Source organism: Cupriavidus sp. FW305-3-2-15-C-LB2 (assembly GCF_058787575.1).
Genome location: NZ_JBYSZW010000031.1, coordinates 19,515 through 37,789, shown reverse-complemented (window position 1 = coordinate 37,789; position 18,275 = coordinate 19,515). Strand labels below are relative to the sequence as shown.

General features: G+C 65.3%; 17 protein-coding genes. 11 read left to right on the top strand and 6 right to left on the bottom strand.

Going from position 1 to position 18,275, the window contains the following annotated elements:
• The first annotated feature begins 30 nt into the window (after positions 1–30).
• The 4 genes from AC3WRR_RS21465 to nadC all read left to right on the top strand — a co-directional run bounded on the left by AC3WRR_RS21465 (position 31) and on the right by nadC (position 5,155).
• A complete protein-coding gene (locus AC3WRR_RS21465; RefSeq protein ID WP_010814985.1) occupies positions 31–1,437 on the top strand; it encodes a mechanosensitive ion channel family protein in 1,407 nt (468 codons plus the stop codon).
• A 385-nt stretch (positions 1,438–1,822) separates the two neighbouring features.
• Positions 1,823–3,013 carry a DesA family fatty acid desaturase gene (locus AC3WRR_RS21460; RefSeq protein ID WP_010814984.1) on the top strand — a complete coding sequence of 397 codons (1,191 nt, stop codon included), beginning with the start codon at positions 1,823–1,825 and terminating at the stop codon, positions 3,011–3,013.
• Between the two features lie 127 nt (positions 3,014–3,140).
• Positions 3,141–4,295, top strand: coding sequence for a quinolinate synthase NadA (nadA, locus tag AC3WRR_RS21455; RefSeq protein WP_492298095.1), 1,155 nt, complete (start codon positions 3,141–3,143; stop codon positions 4,293–4,295).
• Positions 4,292–5,155, top strand: a complete 864-nt coding sequence (nadC, locus tag AC3WRR_RS21450; RefSeq protein WP_439668226.1) for a carboxylating nicotinate-nucleotide diphosphorylase — start codon at positions 4,292–4,294, stop codon at positions 5,153–5,155. Before nadA ends, nadC begins: the two co-directional genes overlap by 4 nt.
• A 73-nt stretch (positions 5,156–5,228) precedes the next feature.
• On the opposite strand, the gene nadB is transcribed toward nadC, so the two are convergent.
• The 4 genes from nadB to radC all read right to left on the bottom strand — a co-directional run bounded on the left by nadB (position 5,229) and on the right by radC (position 8,304).
• Complete coding sequence (gene nadB, locus AC3WRR_RS21445) at positions 5,229–6,821, bottom strand: L-aspartate oxidase (protein ID WP_010814981.1); 1,593 nt, start codon at positions 6,819–6,821, stop codon at positions 5,229–5,231.
• A 187-nt stretch (positions 6,822–7,008) separates the two neighbouring features.
• On the bottom strand, positions 7,009–7,179 hold the full coding sequence (gene rpmG / locus AC3WRR_RS21440; protein WP_010814980.1) for a 50S ribosomal protein L33: 171 nt from the start codon (positions 7,177–7,179) through the stop codon (positions 7,009–7,011).
• A 13-nt stretch (positions 7,180–7,192) separates the two neighbouring features.
• A complete protein-coding gene (rpmB, locus tag AC3WRR_RS21435; RefSeq protein WP_006575661.1) occupies positions 7,193–7,426 on the bottom strand; it encodes a 50S ribosomal protein L28 in 234 nt (77 codons plus the stop codon).
• A gap of 191 nt (positions 7,427–7,617) precedes the next feature.
• The gene (gene radC, locus AC3WRR_RS21430) at positions 7,618–8,304 is read right to left on the bottom strand and encodes a RadC family protein (protein WP_492298093.1); all 687 of its coding nucleotides are present in this window, start codon (positions 8,302–8,304) and stop codon (positions 7,618–7,620) included.
• A 106-nt stretch (positions 8,305–8,410) separates the two neighbouring features.
• Here radC and AC3WRR_RS21425 point away from each other — a divergent pair, with 106 nt between their 5' ends.
• The 7 genes from AC3WRR_RS21425 to AC3WRR_RS21395 all read left to right on the top strand — a co-directional run bounded on the left by AC3WRR_RS21425 (position 8,411) and on the right by AC3WRR_RS21395 (position 15,520).
• A complete protein-coding gene (locus AC3WRR_RS21425) occupies positions 8,411–8,899 on the top strand; it encodes an FKBP-type peptidyl-prolyl cis-trans isomerase (RefSeq protein ID WP_010814978.1) in 489 nt (162 codons plus the stop codon).
• 39 nt (positions 8,900–8,938) lie between these two features.
• On the top strand, positions 8,939–9,904 hold the full coding sequence (ispH, locus tag AC3WRR_RS21420) for a 4-hydroxy-3-methylbut-2-enyl diphosphate reductase (RefSeq protein ID WP_010814977.1): 966 nt from the start codon (positions 8,939–8,941) through the stop codon (positions 9,902–9,904).
• Positions 9,905–10,471: 567 nt separating this feature from the next.
• Complete coding sequence (locus AC3WRR_RS21415) at positions 10,472–11,674, top strand: branched-chain amino acid ABC transporter substrate-binding protein (protein WP_010814976.1); 1,203 nt, start codon at positions 10,472–10,474, stop codon at positions 11,672–11,674.
• 215 nt (positions 11,675–11,889) lie between these two features.
• Positions 11,890–12,825: a branched-chain amino acid ABC transporter permease gene (locus AC3WRR_RS21410; RefSeq protein WP_010814975.1), complete on the top strand. Its 936-nt coding sequence runs from the start codon at positions 11,890–11,892 to the stop codon at positions 12,823–12,825.
• 13 nt (positions 12,826–12,838) lie between these two features.
• Entirely contained in the window at positions 12,839–13,996 is a 1,158-nt protein-coding gene (locus AC3WRR_RS21405) for an ABC transporter permease subunit (RefSeq protein ID WP_010814974.1), read from the top strand.
• Between the two features lie 13 nt (positions 13,997–14,009).
• The gene (locus AC3WRR_RS21400) at positions 14,010–14,786 is read left to right on the top strand and encodes an ABC transporter ATP-binding protein (RefSeq protein ID WP_010814973.1); all 777 of its coding nucleotides are present in this window, start codon (positions 14,010–14,012) and stop codon (positions 14,784–14,786) included.
• Positions 14,787–14,803: 17 nt separating this feature from the next.
• The gene (locus AC3WRR_RS21395) at positions 14,804–15,520 is read left to right on the top strand and encodes an ABC transporter ATP-binding protein (protein ID WP_010814972.1); all 717 of its coding nucleotides are present in this window, start codon (positions 14,804–14,806) and stop codon (positions 15,518–15,520) included.
• Between the two features lie 225 nt (positions 15,521–15,745).
• On the opposite strand, the gene AC3WRR_RS21390 is transcribed toward AC3WRR_RS21395, so the two are convergent.
• Together AC3WRR_RS21390 and AC3WRR_RS21385 are read right to left on the bottom strand one after the other, a co-directional pair.
• Positions 15,746–16,933: an acetylornithine transaminase gene (locus AC3WRR_RS21390; RefSeq protein WP_010814971.1), complete on the bottom strand. Its 1,188-nt coding sequence runs from the start codon at positions 16,931–16,933 to the stop codon at positions 15,746–15,748.
• Positions 16,934–17,212: 279 nt separating this feature from the next.
• The gene (locus tag AC3WRR_RS21385) at positions 17,213–18,271 is read right to left on the bottom strand and encodes a CDP-6-deoxy-delta-3,4-glucoseen reductase (RefSeq protein WP_010814970.1); all 1,059 of its coding nucleotides are present in this window, start codon (positions 18,269–18,271) and stop codon (positions 17,213–17,215) included.
• Between the last annotated feature and the right edge of the window lie 4 nt (positions 18,272–18,275).

Here is an 18,275-nt window from a genome sequence, read left to right as displayed (position 1 = left end):
GGGCGGCCGCGCCAACCCTGAGTTTCCTCGATGAACGGTGAGACCCTGTCCGACCTGGGTGGCCTGAAAGACCTGAAGGCCTCCCACTCCATGTTCGGCAAGATGCTGGACGACCTGATCCGCGACGCAGGCGGGCCGGGCTTCTTCTGGCAGCTGCTGGTGCTGGCCGGCTGCCTGCTGGTGGCCTGGCCGCTGGCGCGCTTCGTGGTGCGGCGCCTTGAAGCGCGCTACCAAGGCTCAAGCTTCTCCGTGCGCTTTGCCGCCGCCAGCCTCGAGCGCGCCATGTTCCCCCTGGCCGGATGGGTGCTGGTGCTGATCGCCCGCTTTGCGCTGGAGCCGCTGATCCCGATCAGCGTGCTGCGCCTGGCGCTGGTGCCGCTGTTCGGCATCACCTTCCTGAATTCCACCTTCTATGTGCTGCGCCGGGTGATGTCGGGCAGTGGCCAGCTGCATGGCATGCTGCTGCTGGTGGAGAAGGTGCTGACCACGCTGGTGTGGGCCGGCATGGCGCTGTACGTGCTGGGCGTGCTGGCGGACGTGGTGGCGTGGATGCAGGGCGTGCGCTTTGCGATCGGCGGCAAGCAGAAGATCAGCCTGGCCGAGACCCTGATGGCGGTGGTCTGGATCCTGCTGACGGTGCTGGTGGCGCTGTGGTTCGGTTCCTGGCTGGAAGAGCGGCTGATGCGCTCGGCCAACCTCGACGGCAACCTGAAGGTGGTGCTGACGCGCATCTCCAAGGCCTTGCTACTGCTGGTGTCGCTGCTGCTGAGCCTGTCGCTGGTGGGGATCGACCTGACCGTGCTGTCGGTGTTCGGCGGCGCGCTGGGCGTGGGCCTGGGGCTGGGTTTGCAGAAGATCGCCAGCAACTACATCTCCGGCTTCATCATCCTGCTGGACCGCTCGGTCAAGCTGGGCGACCAGATCACGGTGGACAAGTACACCGGCATCGTGTCGCAGATCCGCACCCGCTATACGGTGGTGCGCAACGGCGATGGCGAAACCCTGGTGCCGAACGAGCAGCTGGTGGCGCAGCCGGTGCAGAACCATTCGTTCTCCAACACCAATGTGCGCGTGGCCACCCGGGTGCAGGCAGACTACAACGCCGATCCGGAAACGGTGATCGCGCTGCTGACCGCATGCGTGCGCGACCTGCCGCGCGTGCTGCCCGACCCGGAGCCCGCCGCTTTCCTGGTGCTGTTTGCCGATAGCGGCATCGAGTACGAGGTTGCGGTCTTCGTGGCCGATCCGCAGAACGGCAAGCTGGGGGTGCAGTCGGCGATGAACCGCGCGATCTGGCGCACGCTGCGCGAGCATGGGATTTCCATCCCCTATCCGCAGCGTGAACTCCGCGTGCTGGGCGAGGCACCCTTGCCCGGCAACGATCTGCCCCCATCTAAGACCGTAGCGGATGCAGCGAATGCGGCGAGTGCCGCATAGACCGCAAGATGGGCGCAGCATGCGCCACCCACGGAACGAAAACTGTGGCGCTCCGTCCAAATCCGGGAAATAGCGTATGCTTGCGCGTCGCGCGATCCGGTAGAATGCCGGGTTGTCGCGGGTTGCAGCTTCAGGTTGCAGCGCACGCTCCCACATCAGACAGCCGCCAGATTGCAGCGGCTCGTACCTTGTCCCGCCAGCGCAGGCCATCCCGGCGCCGGCGCGAGACTCGTGTGCCTGGGAGCCCGGTATGACTTCGGGTCCCGTGGCAGGCGCCAGAAAGCTATCGCAATCACTTGGATTCGCAGCCTTTTTTCTGCGCGTTGCGTGCACCGGCCCCGCCGGGCTGCACGGGAAAGTCCCTGTTTAACCGACGGAGAACAGTTTGTTCGACACTATTCTTGACTGGGCCGCCAACGGCCTTGCCAACTGGACCTGGTGGGAGATCGTCATCTACACGCTCGTGATGACGCATATCACGATCGCCAGTGTCACCATTTTCCTGCACCGCTGCATGGCGCACCGGTCGCTGGATCTGCACCCGATCGCCCAGCATTTCTTCCGCTTCTGGCTCTGGCTGACCACGGGCATGGTCACGCGCGAGTGGACCGCCATCCACCGCAAGCACCACGCCAAGTGCGAAACCGAAGAAGATCCGCACAGCCCGCAGACCCGCGGCATCCGCAAGGTGCTGCTGGAGGGAGCGGAGCTGTATCGTGCCGAATCCAAGAACAAGGAAACCATCGCCAAGTTTGGCCATGGCTGCCCCAATGACTGGATCGAGCGCAACGTGTACTCGCGCTTCGGCTGGCAGGGTGTCGGCCTGATGCTGATCATCGACCTCGCGCTGTTCGGCGTGATCGGCATGACCGTTTGGGCCGTGCAGATGCTGTGGATCCCGATCCATGCCGCCGGCATCATCAATGGCCTGGGCCACTGGTGGGGCTATCGCAACTACGATTGCGAGGACGCCTCGACCAACGTGTCGCCGTGGGGCCTGATCATTGGTGGCGAAGAGCTGCACAACAACCACCACACGTACCCGACCTCGGCCAAGTTCTCGATCAAGTGGTATGAGTTCGATGTGGGCTGGGGCTATATCCGCGCGATGCAGGCAGTCGGCCTGGCCAAGGTCAAGAAGACTCCGCCCAAGGCACGCCTGGTGGAAGCCCGCCCGGTTGACCACAACACGCTGGAAGCGATCATCGCCAACCGCTATGACGTGATGGCGCGCTATGCCAAGGCCGTCAAGGGCGCGTTCCGCCAGGAACTGGAAAAGCTCAAGGAAGGCCGCGTGGCCGAGTACCGCAGCTTCAAGCCCGCCAGCAAGTGGTTCCACCGCGAGGAAACCAAGCTGGCCGCGCCGCAGCGCGAACAGCTGGCAAGCATCGTTGAACAGAACAAGGCGCTGCAGACCTTCGTCGAAATGCGCCGTGAACTGGCCGCCATCTGGGGCCGTTCCAACCTGACGCGCGAGCAGCTGCTGCAGCAGCTGCAGGCCTGGTGCCATCGTGCCGAGGCCAGTGGCATCCAGGCGCTGCAAGATTTCTCGCTGCGCCTGCGCCGCTACGCCTGATACAATCCGGCCGCGCCTTATGGTTTGACAAAGCCCCGCCCATGGCGGGGCTTTTGTTTTAGATAAACTCCCCAATATTCTGGCCGGGCCGCATCCTTGCTGGCGAAGGTCTAGAGGAGTACCGGAGATGACCCCACAATCGATCAAGACCGTCGAGTTCGAAAAGCCGAACCTGGCGGATGCCGAAAACGCCACTGGCAGCAGCTGCGTGGCCCATGCCTGGGCCAAGGTGCCGCCGGTGCTGACACCCGACGAGCGCCAGTCCCTGAAGACGCGTATTCGCCGCCTGCTCAAGGAACGCAATGCGGTGCTGGTGGCGCACTATTACGTCGACGCCGACCTGCAGGACCTGGCCGAGGAAACCGGCGGCTGTGTCTCCGACTCCCTGGAAATGGCCCGCTTCGGCCGCGACCACGAGGCCCGGACCCTGGTGGTGGCGGGCGTGCGCTTCATGGGCGAGACCGCCAAGATCCTGAGCCCCGAGAAGACCGTGCTGATGCCGGACCTGGACGCGACCTGCTCGCTCGACCTGGGTTGCCCGGCCGATGAGTTCGCCGCCTTCTGCGATGCGCACCCGGACCGCACCGTGGTGGTCTACGCCAACACCAGCGCCGCCGTGAAGGCGCGCGCGGACTGGATGGTGACCTCCAGCATCGGCCTGAAGATCGTCGAGCACCTGCATGCGCAGGGCAAGAAGATCCTGTGGGCGCCGGACAAGCACCTGGGCAGCTATATCCAGAAGCAGACCGGTGCCGACATGCTGCTGTGGCAGGGCTCGTGCCTGGTGCACGACGAGTTCAAGGGCATCGAGCTGGACCTGCTGCGCCGCGAATTCCCCAACGCCAAGATCCTGGTGCACCCTGAGTCGCCGGAAAACGTGGTGGCGCAGGCCGATGTGGTCGGCTCGACCTCGCAGCTGATCGAGGCCGCACAGAAGCTGGACGCGACCGAGTTCATCGTCGCCACCGACAACGGCATCCTGCACAAGATGCGCATGGCGGCGCCCGGCAAGCACTTCATTGAAGCACCCACGGCCGGCAACAGCGCGACCTGCAAGAGCTGCGCGCACTGCCCGTGGATGGCCATGAACGCGCTCACCAACCTGGCCGAGGTGCTGGAAACCGGCCGCAACGAGATCCATGTCGACCCGGTGATCGGGCGCCAGGCGGTGACCTGCATCAACCGCATGCTGGACTTCGCCGCCGCGCAGAAGCGCAATGTGCGTCCGTCGGCAGACCTGGCCAAGGAACAGGCGCTGTTCAGGGGGATTGGCCCGGCATGAGCGTGAATTCGATTTTCGACAGCTACGGTCCGGCGCTGCAGGCAGCGCTGCAAGCCAATGTGCAGGCCGCCATTGACGAGGATGTCGGCAGCGGCGACCTGACCGGCCTGCTGGTGCCTGCGGCCAAGGCGGCACGCGCGCGCGTGATCGTGCGCGAGTCCGCAGTGCTGTGCGGCCAGCCGTGGTTCGATGCCTGCATGCGCGCGGTCGACCCGGCGCTCGAGGTGCACTGGCTGCAGCAGGAAGGTGCCCGCATGGCGCACGATTCGGTGGTCTGCGAGATCACAGGCCCGGCGCGCTCGCTGCTGACGGCGGAGCGCCCGTCGCTGAATTTCCTGCAGCTGCTGTCGGGCGTGGCCACCGCCACGCGCCGCTATGCCGACCTGATCGCCGGCACCCGCGCGCGCGTGCTGGATACGCGCAAGACGCTGCCGGGCCTGCGCCTGGCGCAGAAGTACGCGGTCCGCATCGGCGGCGGCGAGAACCAGCGGCTGGCGCTGTACGACGGCATCCTGATCAAGGAAAACCATATCGCCGCGGCTGGCAGCATCAGCGCGGCCATGCAGGCGGCGCTGGCGCTCGATACCAGGGCGTCGGTGCAGATCGAGGTGGAAACGCTGGCCGAACTGGAAGAAGCGCTTGCGGCCGGTGCGAAGTCGGTGCTGATCGATAACTTCACCGTGCCGATGATGCAGGATGCGGTCAGGATCAATCGGGGCAGGGCGCTGCTGGAGGTGTCGGGCGGCGTCAATGCCGATACTATCCGCACCTTTGCCGAAACCGGCGTGGACCGGATCTCGGTTGGTGCGCTGACCAAGGACGTGCGGGCGACGGACTATTCGCTGCGGATCATCGGCTGACGCTTCGCGCGATACCAGAAAAACGGGGTGGGGCCTTGCGGCGCCACCCCGTTTTGCTTTGCCTGGCCAGCCGTCAGCGCTTCCTTGTGGCTGGCGGCTGAATCACCGTCGGCAGCGCCTTGGGCAGGGTATCCGGATAGTCCCGGCTGAAGTGCAGGCCCCGGCTTTCGTGGCGCGAATAGGCGCTGTCCACGATCAGCGAGGCCACTTCGACCAGGTTGCGCAGCTCCAGCAGGTCGCTGGTGACGCGGAAGTTGGCGTAGTACTCAGCGATTTCCTCGCGCAGCAGGCCGATGCGGTGCTGGGCGCGCTCCAGCCGCTTGCTGGTGCGCACGATGCCGACGTAGTTCCACATCATGCGGCGCAGCTCGTCCCAGTTGTGCGACACCACCACTTCCTCGTCGGCATCGGAGACGCGGCTTTCATCCCAGGCCGGCAGCGTGATGTCAGGCAGCCCGGCCTTGTCCTTGGAAGCGATGTCCTCGGCCGCGGCGCGGCCGATCACCATGCATTCGAGCAGCGAGTTGGAGGCCAGCCGGTTGGCACCATGCAGGCCGGTGCAGGCGGTTTCGCCCACGGCGTACAGATTGCCGATATCGGTGCGTCCGGAGGTGTCGGTGACCACGCCGCCGCAGGTGTAGTGGGCGGCCGGCACCACGGGAATCGGCTCGCGCGTGATGTCGATGCCGAGCTCCAGGCAGCGCGCGTGGATGGTCGGGAAGTGTTCTTTCAGGAAGGATTCGGGCTGGTGGCTGATATCCAGGTAGACGCAGTCCAGGCCGCGCTTCTTCATCTCGAAGTCGATCGCGCGCGCCACCACGTCGCGCGGCGCCAGTTCGGCGCGCGCATCGTGTTCGGGCATGAAGCGGGTGCCATCGGGCAGCTTGAGCAGGCCGCCTTCGCCGCGCACCGCTTCGGAGATCAGGAAGGACTTGGCGTAGGGGTGGTACAGGCAGGTCGGGTGGAACTGGATGAACTCCATGTTCGAAACCCGGCAGCCCGCGCGCCAGGCCATGGCGATGCCGTCGCCGGTGGCTGTATCCGGGTTGGTGGTGTACAGGTAGACCTTGCCGGCACCGCCCGCGGCCAGCACGGTGTGCGTGGCGGTGAGGGTGCGCACCGCGCCGGTGCTGTCGTCCAGTACGTACAGGCCGTAGCAGCGGTTGCCCGGCAGCCCCAGCTTGCGCGAGGTGATCAGGTCGATTGCGAAGTGGTCTTCCAGGATGGTGATGTTCGGGTGCTGCATGGCCTGCTGCAGCAGCGTGCTGACCACGGCATGGCCGGTGGCGTCGGCGGCGTGGATGATGCGCCGGCGGCTGTGGCCGCCTTCGCGCGTCAGGTGGAAGCCCAGTTCGGCCTGTTCGTCGCGCGTGAACGGCACGCCGCGGTCGATCAGCCACTGGATGGCCTCGCGCCCATGCTCCACGATGAAGCGCGTGGCCTCTTCGTCGCACAACCCCGCACCGGCGACGAGCGTGTCCTGCGTATGCTCGTCATGGCTGTCGCCGGAATCCAGCACGGCGGCAATACCGCCCTGCGCCCAGTCGCTGGCGCCCTGGGTCATGGCGCGCTTGCTGAGGATGGCCACCCGGTGGGTGTCGGCCAGTTGCAGCGCGACCGTAAGGCCGGCCAGGCCGCTGCCGACGATGGCGACGTCGAAATTCATGGTGCGGAGTGCGCTGGGGGGCGCCAGGCAAAAAGGAGGAAACGGGAAAGTCTACACCTGAAGCGCCATCCCGCGCATCAGCGCGTCGCGTGGGGGTGGGCGCTTATCGCCCCGCAGGCCTGCGCGGCGCGCAGGCAACAAAAAGCCCCGCGGCATGGCGGGGCTTTCTGGCGGGAACCGGGATCAATTACTTGATCTTGGTTTCCTTGTAAGCGACGTGCTTGCGGGCGACGGGATCGAACTTCATGATCTCCATCTTTTCCGGCATGGTGCGCTTGTTCTTGGTGGTCGTGTAGAAATGACCCGTACCTGCGGTCGATTCCAGCTTGATCTTGTCGCGGCCGCCCTTGCTTGCCATGATGTGCTCCTAATTAGACTTCGCCGCGTGCGCGCAGGTCGGCGAGCACGGAGTCGATGCCTTTCTTGTCGATCAGGCGCAGGCCGGCGTTCGAGACGCGCAGGCTCACCCAGCGGTTTTCGGATTCAACGAAGAAACGACGATTCTGCAGGTTGGGCAGAAAACGGCGCTTGGTCTTGTTGTTTGCGTGGGAAACGTTGTTGCCGACCATCGGCGCTTTCCCGGTCACTTGACAGACGCGTGCCATGAAGCACTCCTAAATCTTCTATTCGTGGACAATGTTCGCAACAGATCAACAAAAGGCGCGCGGGCCCGGACTGCAGCGGTTGAGACTTCAGCAAAACGGGCATTATAGACTGGATTCCCTCGCCGAATCAATGCCTTCTGTGCTTTGGCGTTATCCGGTGTTGCTGCGCTGTATGTGCCGTGGCGTTGGCGTCACAGCCCGGGCAGGCGGTCGCAGCAGTCGGCCAGCGAGCGGATTTCCTGGCCGGCCACGATGAAATGGTCGAGCAGCCGCACGTCGATCAGATCGAGGGTGCGCGCCAGTTCGTGGGTCAGGCGGATGTCGCTGTGGCTCGGCGCGGTGGTGCCGCGCGGGTGGTTGTGCGCCACGATGATGCCGGCCGCATTATGCACGAGCGCCTGGCGCGCCACCTCGCGCGGGTAGACGGCGGTGCGCGTCAGCGTGCCGCGGAACATTTCTTCACTGGCCACCATGCGGTTGCGCGGATCCAGGAACAGGCACAGGAAGACCTCGTGCGGCAGCGGCGCCAGCGTCAGGCGCAGGTAGTTGCGCACCGCCGCCGGGCCGTCGAAGCCGGTGGGCAGGCGCAGCGATTCGGCCAGCGCACGCCGTGCCAGCTCCGGAATGGCCTGCAGTTGGGCATACTTGGTTTCGCCCATGCCCCGGACGCTTGTCAGTGCGCGCCCCTCTGCCGCGAACAGGGCTGTCAGCGAGCCGAAGCAGTGCAACAGCTCGCGTGCGAGGTCCACGGCACTTTTGCCGGCAGCGCCCACGCGCAGCAGGATGGCCAGCAGCTCGGCGTCTGACAGGGCGGCGGCGCCGCTTTCCATCAGTTTCTCGCGGGGCCGCTCGCAGGCGGGCCAGTTGGCAATGGTCATGAGCACTCCAGGGTAGTCACGCCGTGATGAGGGTGAGGCCGGGTCCGGGGGCGGCGGGCAATGGGCCAGTCGAATACAATACGGGTTGTTGACCGGTTGATCACCCATGAATTTGCAAACTTTCGCGTCGGAAACCGACGGCGGCACGGCTGGCCGCAAGACTGTCCAGGCCGACTCTTTCCTGACCCTGCACTACAGCATCGCGCTCGAGAACGGCACCGAGGTCGTCAGCACGTTCGAGGAGAAGCCCGCCACGCTGCTGCTCGGCCAGGGCCAGTTCGCGCCGACGCTGGAGCAGGCGCTGCTCGGCATGCCCGAAGGCGAGCGCATGACCTACCGGCTGGCGCCGGAGCAGGCCTTTGGCCCGCGCAACCCCGAGCTGCTGCAGTGGGTGTCGCTGGCCACGCTGCGCGAGAACAGTTCCTTCGAAGAGGACTACAGCCCTGGCGACCTGGTGGAGTTCAACGCGCCCGGCGGCGGCAAGTACGCCGGTGTGCTCAAGGAGTTCGGCGAGACCGCCGCGCTCTTTGACTTCAACCATCCGCTGGCCGGGCAGACCATCCTGTTCGACGTGCAGCTGATCGGCATTCTCTGAGCGCGCCGCACGTGTGCCGAACCATCCTGATACCGCAGCATGCCTGACCTGACTCCCGCACCCGACGCAGAAATCCTGATGGCGCAGCCGCGCGGCTTCTGCGCCGGCGTGGACCGTGCCATCGAGATCGTCGAGCGTGCGCTCGAGCGCTTCGGCGCGCCCATCTACGTGCGCCACGAGATCGTCCACAACGCCTATGTGGTGGCCGGCCTGCGCCGCAAGGGCGCGGTGTTCGTGCGCGAGCTCGACGAGGTGCCCGCGGGCGCCACCGTCATCTTCAGCGCCCATGGCGTGTCGCGCGAAGTGCGTGCCGACGCCGCCGCGCGCGGGCTGCACGTGTTCGATGCCACCTGCCCGCTGGTGACCAAGGTGCATGTCGAGGTGAGCAAGATGCGCGCCGAGGGCTGCGAGATCGTGATGATCGGGCATCGCGGCCATCCGGAAGTGGAGGGCACCATGGGCCAGGCCAGCAGCGGCATGCTGCTGGTGGAGTCGGTGGCCGACGTCGCCACGCTGCAGGTTACCGACCCGTCGCGGCTTGCCTACGTGACCCAGACCACGCTGTCGGTGGATGAGACCCGCGAGATCGTGGCCGCGCTCAAGGCGCGCTTTCCGCAAATCCGCGAGCCCAAGAAGCAGGACATCTGCTATGCCACGCAGAACCGCCAGGACGCGGTGAAGTTCATGGCGCCGCAGGTGGAGGTGGTGATCGTGGTGGGCAGCCCCAACAGCTCCAACTCCAACCGCCTGCGCGAGCTGGCCGAGCGCCTGGGCGTGCCGGCCTATATGGTGGACGCCCCCGAGCAGGTGCGCCCCGAATGGATCGCCGGCAAGCGCCGCATCGGCCTGACCGCCGGCGCTTCGGCGCCCGAGGCGCTAGCCCAGTCCATCGTCGAGCGCCTGCGTGAGCTTGGCGCGAGCCAGGTGCGCCCGCTTGACGGCATCGAAGAGAACATGGCCTTCCCGCTGCCGCGTGGGCTGCTGCCGGCCAGCGCCGCCGCCTGACCCGGTGCGGGCCGTGCCCGCCTGCCAGCCCCGCCTTTTACAAGGGCGCCGCTTGATGCGGCGCCCTTTGTCTTTGGTACGCCCGATTTGCAGCCGGCCGGCGCGAATAATGCACGGCGATGGTGCAGGTAATACATGGCTGTCCTGCTGATCAGACAAATCAGGGTAATCCCCCGGTTTGGGGTTTTCCCTATTATGGTGCGGCGCTACATTCTGCACATTAGAGAACAGTGCAGCTGAATTTAAATGAAACACCTAATTAATAAAGGCGCATTATAGGTGGTGCCGGCGATGCTTATCCGCGCCACCGGGCGGCGCAGGCACGATTCTTGTAAGTAGGTGAGGCGGCCGCGTCATGTGAGTGGGAATTGCCGCAATCTGTGCATTGGGGAAATTCCCTAGCTCATTTGACCGGTAAATGGTTAAGGATGTTGCGTCGCGTATTGCATCGACTAAGAAAGGGGATACAATGCGCGCGTTTCAAATTGAAACTAAACAAAGGCGGTCCAGGGAAACGTCCGGGAGGCGTTGAAAATCCCTGTCTTCGTGAATCCTAGGAGATCACTCATGCAAATCACGTTTGCCAAGATTCTGCCGATTGCGGCCGCAGTGGCGCTGGTAGCCGCTTGCGGCAAGAAGGAAGAGAAGCCGGCTGATGCGGCGCCTTCGGCGCCGGCGGCAGCCGCTCCTGCAGCGGGCGGCGGTGAAGTCGTCGTCAAGATCGGCCACGCGGCCCCGCTGACCGGCGGCATCGCGCACCTTGGCAAGGACAACGAAAACGGCGCCCGCCTGGCCGTGGAAGAAGTCAACAAGACCGGCCTGGAGATCGGTGGCAAGAAGATCAAGCTGGAACTGGTTGGCGAAGACGATGCCGCCGACCCCAAGACGGGCACCTCCGTGGCGCAGAAGCTGGTCGACGCCAAGGTGGTGGCCGTGGTCGGCCACCTGAACTCGGGCACGTCGATCCCGGCCTCCAAGATCTATAGCGATGCCGGCATCGTGCAGATCTCGCCCTCGTCCACCAACCCGGACTACACCAAGCAGGGCTTCAAGACCACCTACCGCGTGGTGGCCACCGATGCCCAGCAGGGCCCGGCACTGGCCAACTATGCCAGCAAGACGCTCCATGCCAAGAGCGTGGCGATCGTCGACGACGCCACCGCCTACGGCAAGGGCCTGGCCGACGAGTTCGAGAAGACCGCCAAGGCGGCCGGCGTGAACGTGGTGGCGCGCGAGGCCACCAACGACAAGGCCACCGACTTCAAGGCCATTCTCACCAAGATCAAGGGCAAGAAGCCTGACGTGATCATGTACGGCGGCATGGACGCCACCGGCGGCCCGTTCGCCAAGCAGGCCAAGGAACTGGGCATCGGTGCCAAGATCGTCGGCGGCGACGGCGTCTGTACCGACAAGGTGGCCGAACTGGCGGGCGACGCCGTGACCAACATCATCTGCTCCGAGGCCGGCCTGGCCCTGTCGAAGATGGAGCAGGGCGCGGACTTCTCCAAGCGCTACCAGGCTCGCTTCAACGCCCCGGTGCAGATCTATGCACCGTTCACGTATGACGCCGTGATGGTCGTCGTCGACGCCATGAAGCGCGCCAACTCGACCGAACCGGCTGCCATCCTGGCCGAAATGCCCAAGACCAACTACAAGGGCGTGATCGGCAATATCGCCTTCGACGAGAAGGGCGACATGAAGGAAGGCACCATCACGCTGTACGAGTACAAGGACAAGAAGAAGTCCGTCCTCGACGTCGTGAAGATGTAATCTGGGCTTACCGGCCCATCCGAACGGCACCGTGAGTATTTTGCGGTGCCGTTCTTTTTAGCCTCGCCTAATGTAGAAGCATCCTTACCATGGATGGAGCAGGGCAGGTCGCTTACCAGCAAACCAACCACCGCAACGTTACCCATTACACACCATGGTCCCGCCCCCGGCATCCACACCATGCCGCAAGGTCCGGGACTGAAGCAGGAGTTTTCATGGATATCCTTATCCAGCAGATCGTGAACGGTCTGGTGCTCGGCAGCATCTATGCGCTGATCGCACTGGGCTACACCATGGTCTACGGTATTCTCGGCATCATCAACTTCGCCCACGGCGATGTGCTGATGATCGGCGCGCTGACCGCCCTGTCAGCCATCCTCGGATTGCAGAAGTTCGCCCCCGGCCTGCCTGAATGGCTGACGCTGGTGATCGCCACGCTGGTCGCGATGCCAGTCTGCGCGATCCTGTCCTATTCGATCGAGCGGATCGCCTACCGGCCCTTGCGCAATGCGCCACGGCTGGCCCCGCTGATCACCGCCATCGGCGTCTCCATCATCCTGCAGACGATGGGCATGCTGATCTGGTCGCGCAACCCGCTGACCTTCCCGCAGCTGCTGCCGTCCGAGCCGATCGACATCGGCACGACCGGCGCCACCATCACCGGCAAGGAAATGGTCATCATCGGCATGGCCGTGATGGTGATGTCCGGCCTGCTGGCCCTGGTCAACCGCACCAAGCTCGGCCGCGCCATGCGCGCCACCGCCGAGAACCAGAAGGTGGCCGGCCTGATGGGCGTGAACCCCAATTTCGTCATTTCCGCCACCTTCATGATCGGCGCCACGCTGGCCGCGCTGGCCGGCGTGATGATGGCCACCAACTACGGCAATGCCCACTTCTACATGGGCTTCATCCCCGGCCTGAAGGCGTTTACCGCCGCGGTGCTGGGCGGCATCGGCAACCTGGCTGGCGCCATGGTCGGCGGCATGCTGCTGGGCCTGATCGAAGCGCTCGGCGCCGGCTATATCGGCGACCTGACCAACGGCGTCTTCGGTTCGAACTACCAGGACGTCTTTGCCTTTATCGTGCTGATCACCGTGCTCGTCTTCCGTCCGTCCGGCATCATGGGCGAACGCGTGGCGGATCGCGCCTGAGGAGAGCGAATCCATGAATACTCCGATTCCATCCACGGCAGCCGTCGCGGCGCCCACCAAGGTGCCGGCCAAGACCCTGGCCGCACTGATTGGCTTCCTGGTGATCGCCCTGTGCGCACCGTTCTTCGTCCAGACCCTGGGCGGCAACTACTGGGTCCGCGTGCTGGACTTCGCGCTGCTGTACATCATGCTGGCGCTGGGCCTGAACATCGTGGTGGGCTTTGCCGGCCTGCTTGACCTGGGCTATATCGCGTTCTACGCGGTCGGCGCCTACCTGATGGCGCTGCTGGGCTCGCCCCACCTGGCGAACCAGTTCGAGTGGATCCAGCAACTGTTCCCCACCGGCATCCACCTGTCGATGTGGTTCGTGTTGCCGATCGCGATCCTGGTAGCCGCCACCTTCGGCGTGCTGCTCGGGGCGCCAACGCTGAAGCTGCGCGGCGACTACCTCGCCATCGTGACGCTGGGCTTCGGCGAGATCGTCCGCATCTTCATGAACAACCTTGACCGCCCGGTCAACATCACCAACGGGCCCAAGGGCATCACCGCGGTGGACCCGGTCCATATCTTCGGCTTCGACTTCTCGAAGTCGCACGAGATCTTCGGACTCAAGTTCACGCCGGTATTCATGTACTACTACCTGCTGGTGTTCCTGGTCATCGTGATCGTGTTCGTGAGCCTGCGGCTGCAGACCTCGCGTATCGGCCGCGCTTTCGTGGCCATCCGCGAAGACGAGATCGCCGCCAAGGCGATGGGCATCAACACCCGCAACATCAAGCTGCTGGCCTTTGCCATGGGCGCTTCGTTCGGCGGCGCCTCGGGCGCGGTGTTCGGCGCGTTCCAGGGCTTCGTGTCGCCGGAATCGTTCACGCTGTGGGAATCGATCTACGTGCTGGCCATCGTGGTGCTTGGCGGCATGGGCCATATCCCGGGCGTGATCCTGGGCGGCGTCCTGCTGGTGGGCTTCCAGGAGTTGCTGCGCGTGGTGGCGGAGCCGATGCAGACCGGTTTGTTCGGCCATGTCATCGTCGATGCCGAAGTGCTGCGCCAGCTGCTGTTCGGCCTGGCCCTGGTCGGCGTCATGCTGTATCGCCCGGCGGGCATCTGGCCGTCGCCGCGCAAGGAAGACCGCCCGGTGGTGCGCCGTGCGGGCAGCGTGGGCCGTTTCTGACCAGGAGGACAACATGAGCAACAACGATTTCCTCCTGTCGGTACAGGGGGTCAACAAGCGTTTCGGCGGCCTGCAGGCACTGTCCGAGGTGGGCCTGCAGATCAAGCCGGGCGAGATCTACGGGCTGATCGGCCCCAACGGCGCCGGCAAGACCACCTTCTTCAACGTGATCACCGGCCTGTACACGCCGGATTCAGGCGAGTTCGTGCTGGGCGGCAAGCCCTACCAGCCGACCGCCGTGCATGAGGTCGCCAGGGCCGGCATCGCGCGCACGTTCCAGAACATCCGCCTGTTCGGCGAGATGACTGCGCTCGAGAACGTGATGGTGGGGCGCCACGTGCGCTCCAAGGCCGGCGTGTTCGGCGCGATCTTCCGCCCGCCCGCGGTGCGCCGCGAGGAAGAGGGCATCGAGGACATGGCGCACGACCTGCTCGACTATGTCGGCATCGGCAAGTACGCCAACTTCACCGCGCGCAACCTCTCCTACGGCCACCAGCGCCGGCTCGAGATCGCGCGGGCGCTGGCGACCGAGCCCAAGCTGCTGGCACTGGACGAACCGGCCGCGGGCATGAACGCGACCGAGAAGGTGGAGCTGCGCGGACTGCTCGACAAGATCCGCAACGATGGCAAGACCATCCTGCTGATCGAGCACGACGTGAAGCTGGTGATGGGCCTGTGCAACCGCATGACGGTGCTGGACTACGGCAAGGTGATTGCCCAGGGCCTGCCGCACGAAGTGCAGAACAACCCCGCGGTGATCGAGGCCTACCTCGGCGCATCGGCACACTGATGGCCGGAGGACAAGCAATGACACAGACAGTACTGAAGATCTCCGGCCTCAAGGTCGCGTACGGCGGCATCCAGGCCGTCAAGGGCATTGACCTGGAAATCCGGGACGGCGAGCTGGTGACGCTGATCGGCGCCAACGGCGCCGGCAAGACCACCACCATGAAGGCCATCACCGGCCTGCAGGGCTGGGCCAGCGGCGACGTGGAATACATGGGCAAGTCGATCAAGGGCGTGCCCAGCTACGCGCTGCTCAAGCAGGGCCTGGCGATGGTGCCGGAAGGCCGCGGCGTGTTCGCGCGCATGACCATCACCGAGAACCTGCAGATGGGCGCCTACACGCGCAACGACGACGCCGGCATCAAGGCCGACGTCGAGCGCATGTTCGGCATCTTCCCGCGCCTGAAGGAACGCGCCAACCAGCTGGCGGGCACCATGTCCGGCGGCGAGCAGCAGATGCTGGCAATGGCGCGCGCGCTGATGAGCCAGCCCAAGGTGCTGCTGCTGGACGAGCCGTCGATGGGCCTGTCGCCGATCATGGTCGAGAAGATCTTCGAGGTCGTGCGCGACATCTCGGCACAGGGCGTGACCGTGCTGCTGGTGGAGCAGAACGCGCGCCTGGCGCTGCAGGCTGCCCACCGCGGCTACGTGATGGAGTCGGGCCTGATCACCATGAGCGGGGACGCCAAGCAGATGCTCGACGATCCCAAGGTGCGGGCCGCCTACCTGGGCGAGTAAGGCGCGCTGCCGCCTCCCACCCCGCCGCAAGAGGGGTGAGGGAGAGGGCAGGCGCACGCAGGCGCAAGGCCTTTCCCCTTGCCGCGGGGCCCCGCGCAACGCCTGCTCAGGCTGGTGTGCGCGGGTTCTGCGGCGCTGGCTCTCTCCCTCACTCCTCTGCGGCACCACAAAGAAAAAAGCCTCGCGCGCGCGAGGCTTTTTTTCCGTCTGGCGAATGACCAGGACTCAGGCCAGCTTCTTCAGCAGCGTGCGCAGCATGCCGATCATCTGGTCGATCTCTTCACGCGTCACGTTCAGCGCGGGCATGAAGCGCAGCAGGTTGGCGCGCGGTGCGTTCAGCAGCAGGCCTTGCGGCACCATGTCGCGGGCTTCTTCCACCAGTTGCGGGCCGATGTCCTTGCCCAGCATCAGCGCGCGCAGCAGGCCGTCGCCGCGTTCGCCGGCCAGGCCGAACTCGGCGGACAGCGCCAGCAGCTGTTCCCGCAGGTATTCGCCCTTGGCCTTGACGTCGTCGAGGAACCCCGGCGCGGTCAGCTGCTCGATCACGGCGCTGCCCACCGCGGTCATCAGCGGGTTGCCGTTGTAGGTGCCGCCCTGGTCGCCGGCCTCGAAGCTGGCGACCTCGGCCTTGCACAGCAGCGCCGACAGCGGCACGCCGCCGCCGATGCCCTTGCCCAGCGTCATGATGTCCGGCTCCACGCCTGCCAGCTCGTAGGCGAACAGGGTGCCGCAGCGGCCGCAGCCGGTTTGCACTTCATCGACGATCAGCAGCAGCCTGTGCTTGTCGGCCAGCGCGCGCAGGCCCTGCATGAACTCGCGCGTGGCGGGGATCACGCCGCCTTCGCCCTGCACCGGTTCCAGCATGATGCCGACGGTCTTGTCGGTGATCAGCTTCTCCACCGAGGCCAGGTCGTTGAGATCGGCGCGCGGGAAGCCCGGCACCTGCGGCGCAAAGATGGTGTCCCAGCCGGCCTTGCCCGACGCGCTCATGGTGGCGAGCGTGCGGCCATGGAAGCTGTGGTCCATGGTGATGATCTCGAAGGCGCCGTCCTTGTGCTTGCGGCCCCATTTGCGCGCCAGCTTGATCGCGCCTTCGTTGGCCTCGGCGCCGCTGTTGGCGAAGAAGACCTTGTCGAAGCAGCTGTGGTCGGTCAGCTGCCGGGCCAGCTTGAGCATCGGCTCGTTGTAGAAGGCCGGGCTCGGGTTGATCAGCCGGTGCGACTGGGCCACCAGCGCGTCGATCATGCCCTGGTTGGAATGGCCCAGACAGTTCACTGCCCAGCCCTGCACGAAGTCCAGGTATCGCTTGCCGTTGTGATCCGTCAGCCAGGAGCCCTTGCCCTCGGTGAACACGAGCTCGGGCCGGTTGGTGATGTACATCAGGGATTGGACGGGATACTCAGCAAATGCCATGGCGGACTCCAGGGGTCGGCTTTAAACGATGGACGGACGGGCGTAACAACCGGGACAAAAACAAAAAGCCACGGGGGTTGCCCGTGGCTCGTTGACATGAACAGACGCAGTCGACGGTCAGCCGCGCGGCACCCCAGCGGGGAGCGACGTACGGAAGCTGCGGCGTCGGTTGAAGGTCATGTGCATGCGGGCAAATATAAGGCGCATGCGCCCGGGTGTCAAAACGAATTTTGGCTGGCCCGGGCATTGTTGCGCTGAGGGAACGGCTCTCGGGCGGCCTCAGGCCGCGGGAGTGGCCGGGTGCATGTCGGCCTCGGAGGTGAACGAGTCGGCGAAGAACGCGTCCTCGTGCAGCTTGCACTGGCGAGTGAAGTCGCCGCGCGCGGCATTGATCATCACCGGGGCGCCGCAGGCATAGACCTCGTGGCCCGACAGGTCGGGATGGTCGGCGATCACGGCCTGGTGGACAAAGCCGGTGCGGCCCTGCCAGTTGTCTTCAGGCAGCGCGTCGGAGATCACCGGCACGTAGCGGAAGTTGGGCAGCTCGCGCGCCCACTGCTCACACAGCGCGTGCATGTACAGGTCCTTGGGCCGGCGGCCGCCCCAGTACAGGGTCATCGGGCGCTGGATGCCGGTGTAGGCGGCGTGCTCGACGATGGCCTTGATCGGCGCAAAGCCGGTGCCGGAAGCCAGCAGGATAATCGGGGCCTCGGACTCCTCGCGCAGGAAGAAGCTGCCCAGCGGGCCCTCGAAGCGCAGGATGTCGCGCTCCTTCATGGCCGGCTGGCCTTCCCTGGCGCCGAAAACATAGTCGGTGAAGGCGCCGCCGGGCATATGGCGGATATGCAGTTCGATCGGGCCGTCTTCATGCGGCGGCGTGGCGATCGAATAGCTGCGGCGCTTGCCGTCGCGCAGCAGGAATTCCACGTACTGGCCGGCCAGGTACTGCATGCGCTCGGTCGCCGGCAGCTGCAGCTTGATGGCGATCACGTCGTCGGCCAGGCGCTCGATCGCGGTCACGCGGCACGGCACCTTCTTGATCGGGATGTCGCCCGCGCCGTGGACCTCGCGGCACTCGATGGTGACGTCCGAGGCGGCGTTGGCGCAGCAGAACAGGGCGCGGCCCTCGGTTTTCTCCTGCGCGGTCAGTGCCGCCGGGGCGTGGTCGCCCTGCACGATGGTGCCTTCGAGCACGCGGCCCTTGCACGAGCCGCAGGCGCCGTTCTTGCAGCCGTAGGGCAGCCCGATGCTGTGGCGCAGGGCCGCGCCGAGGATGGTTTCGTCCGCTGCCACTTCAAACTTGTGGCCGCTGGGCATGACGGTTACTTGATAAGCCATAATC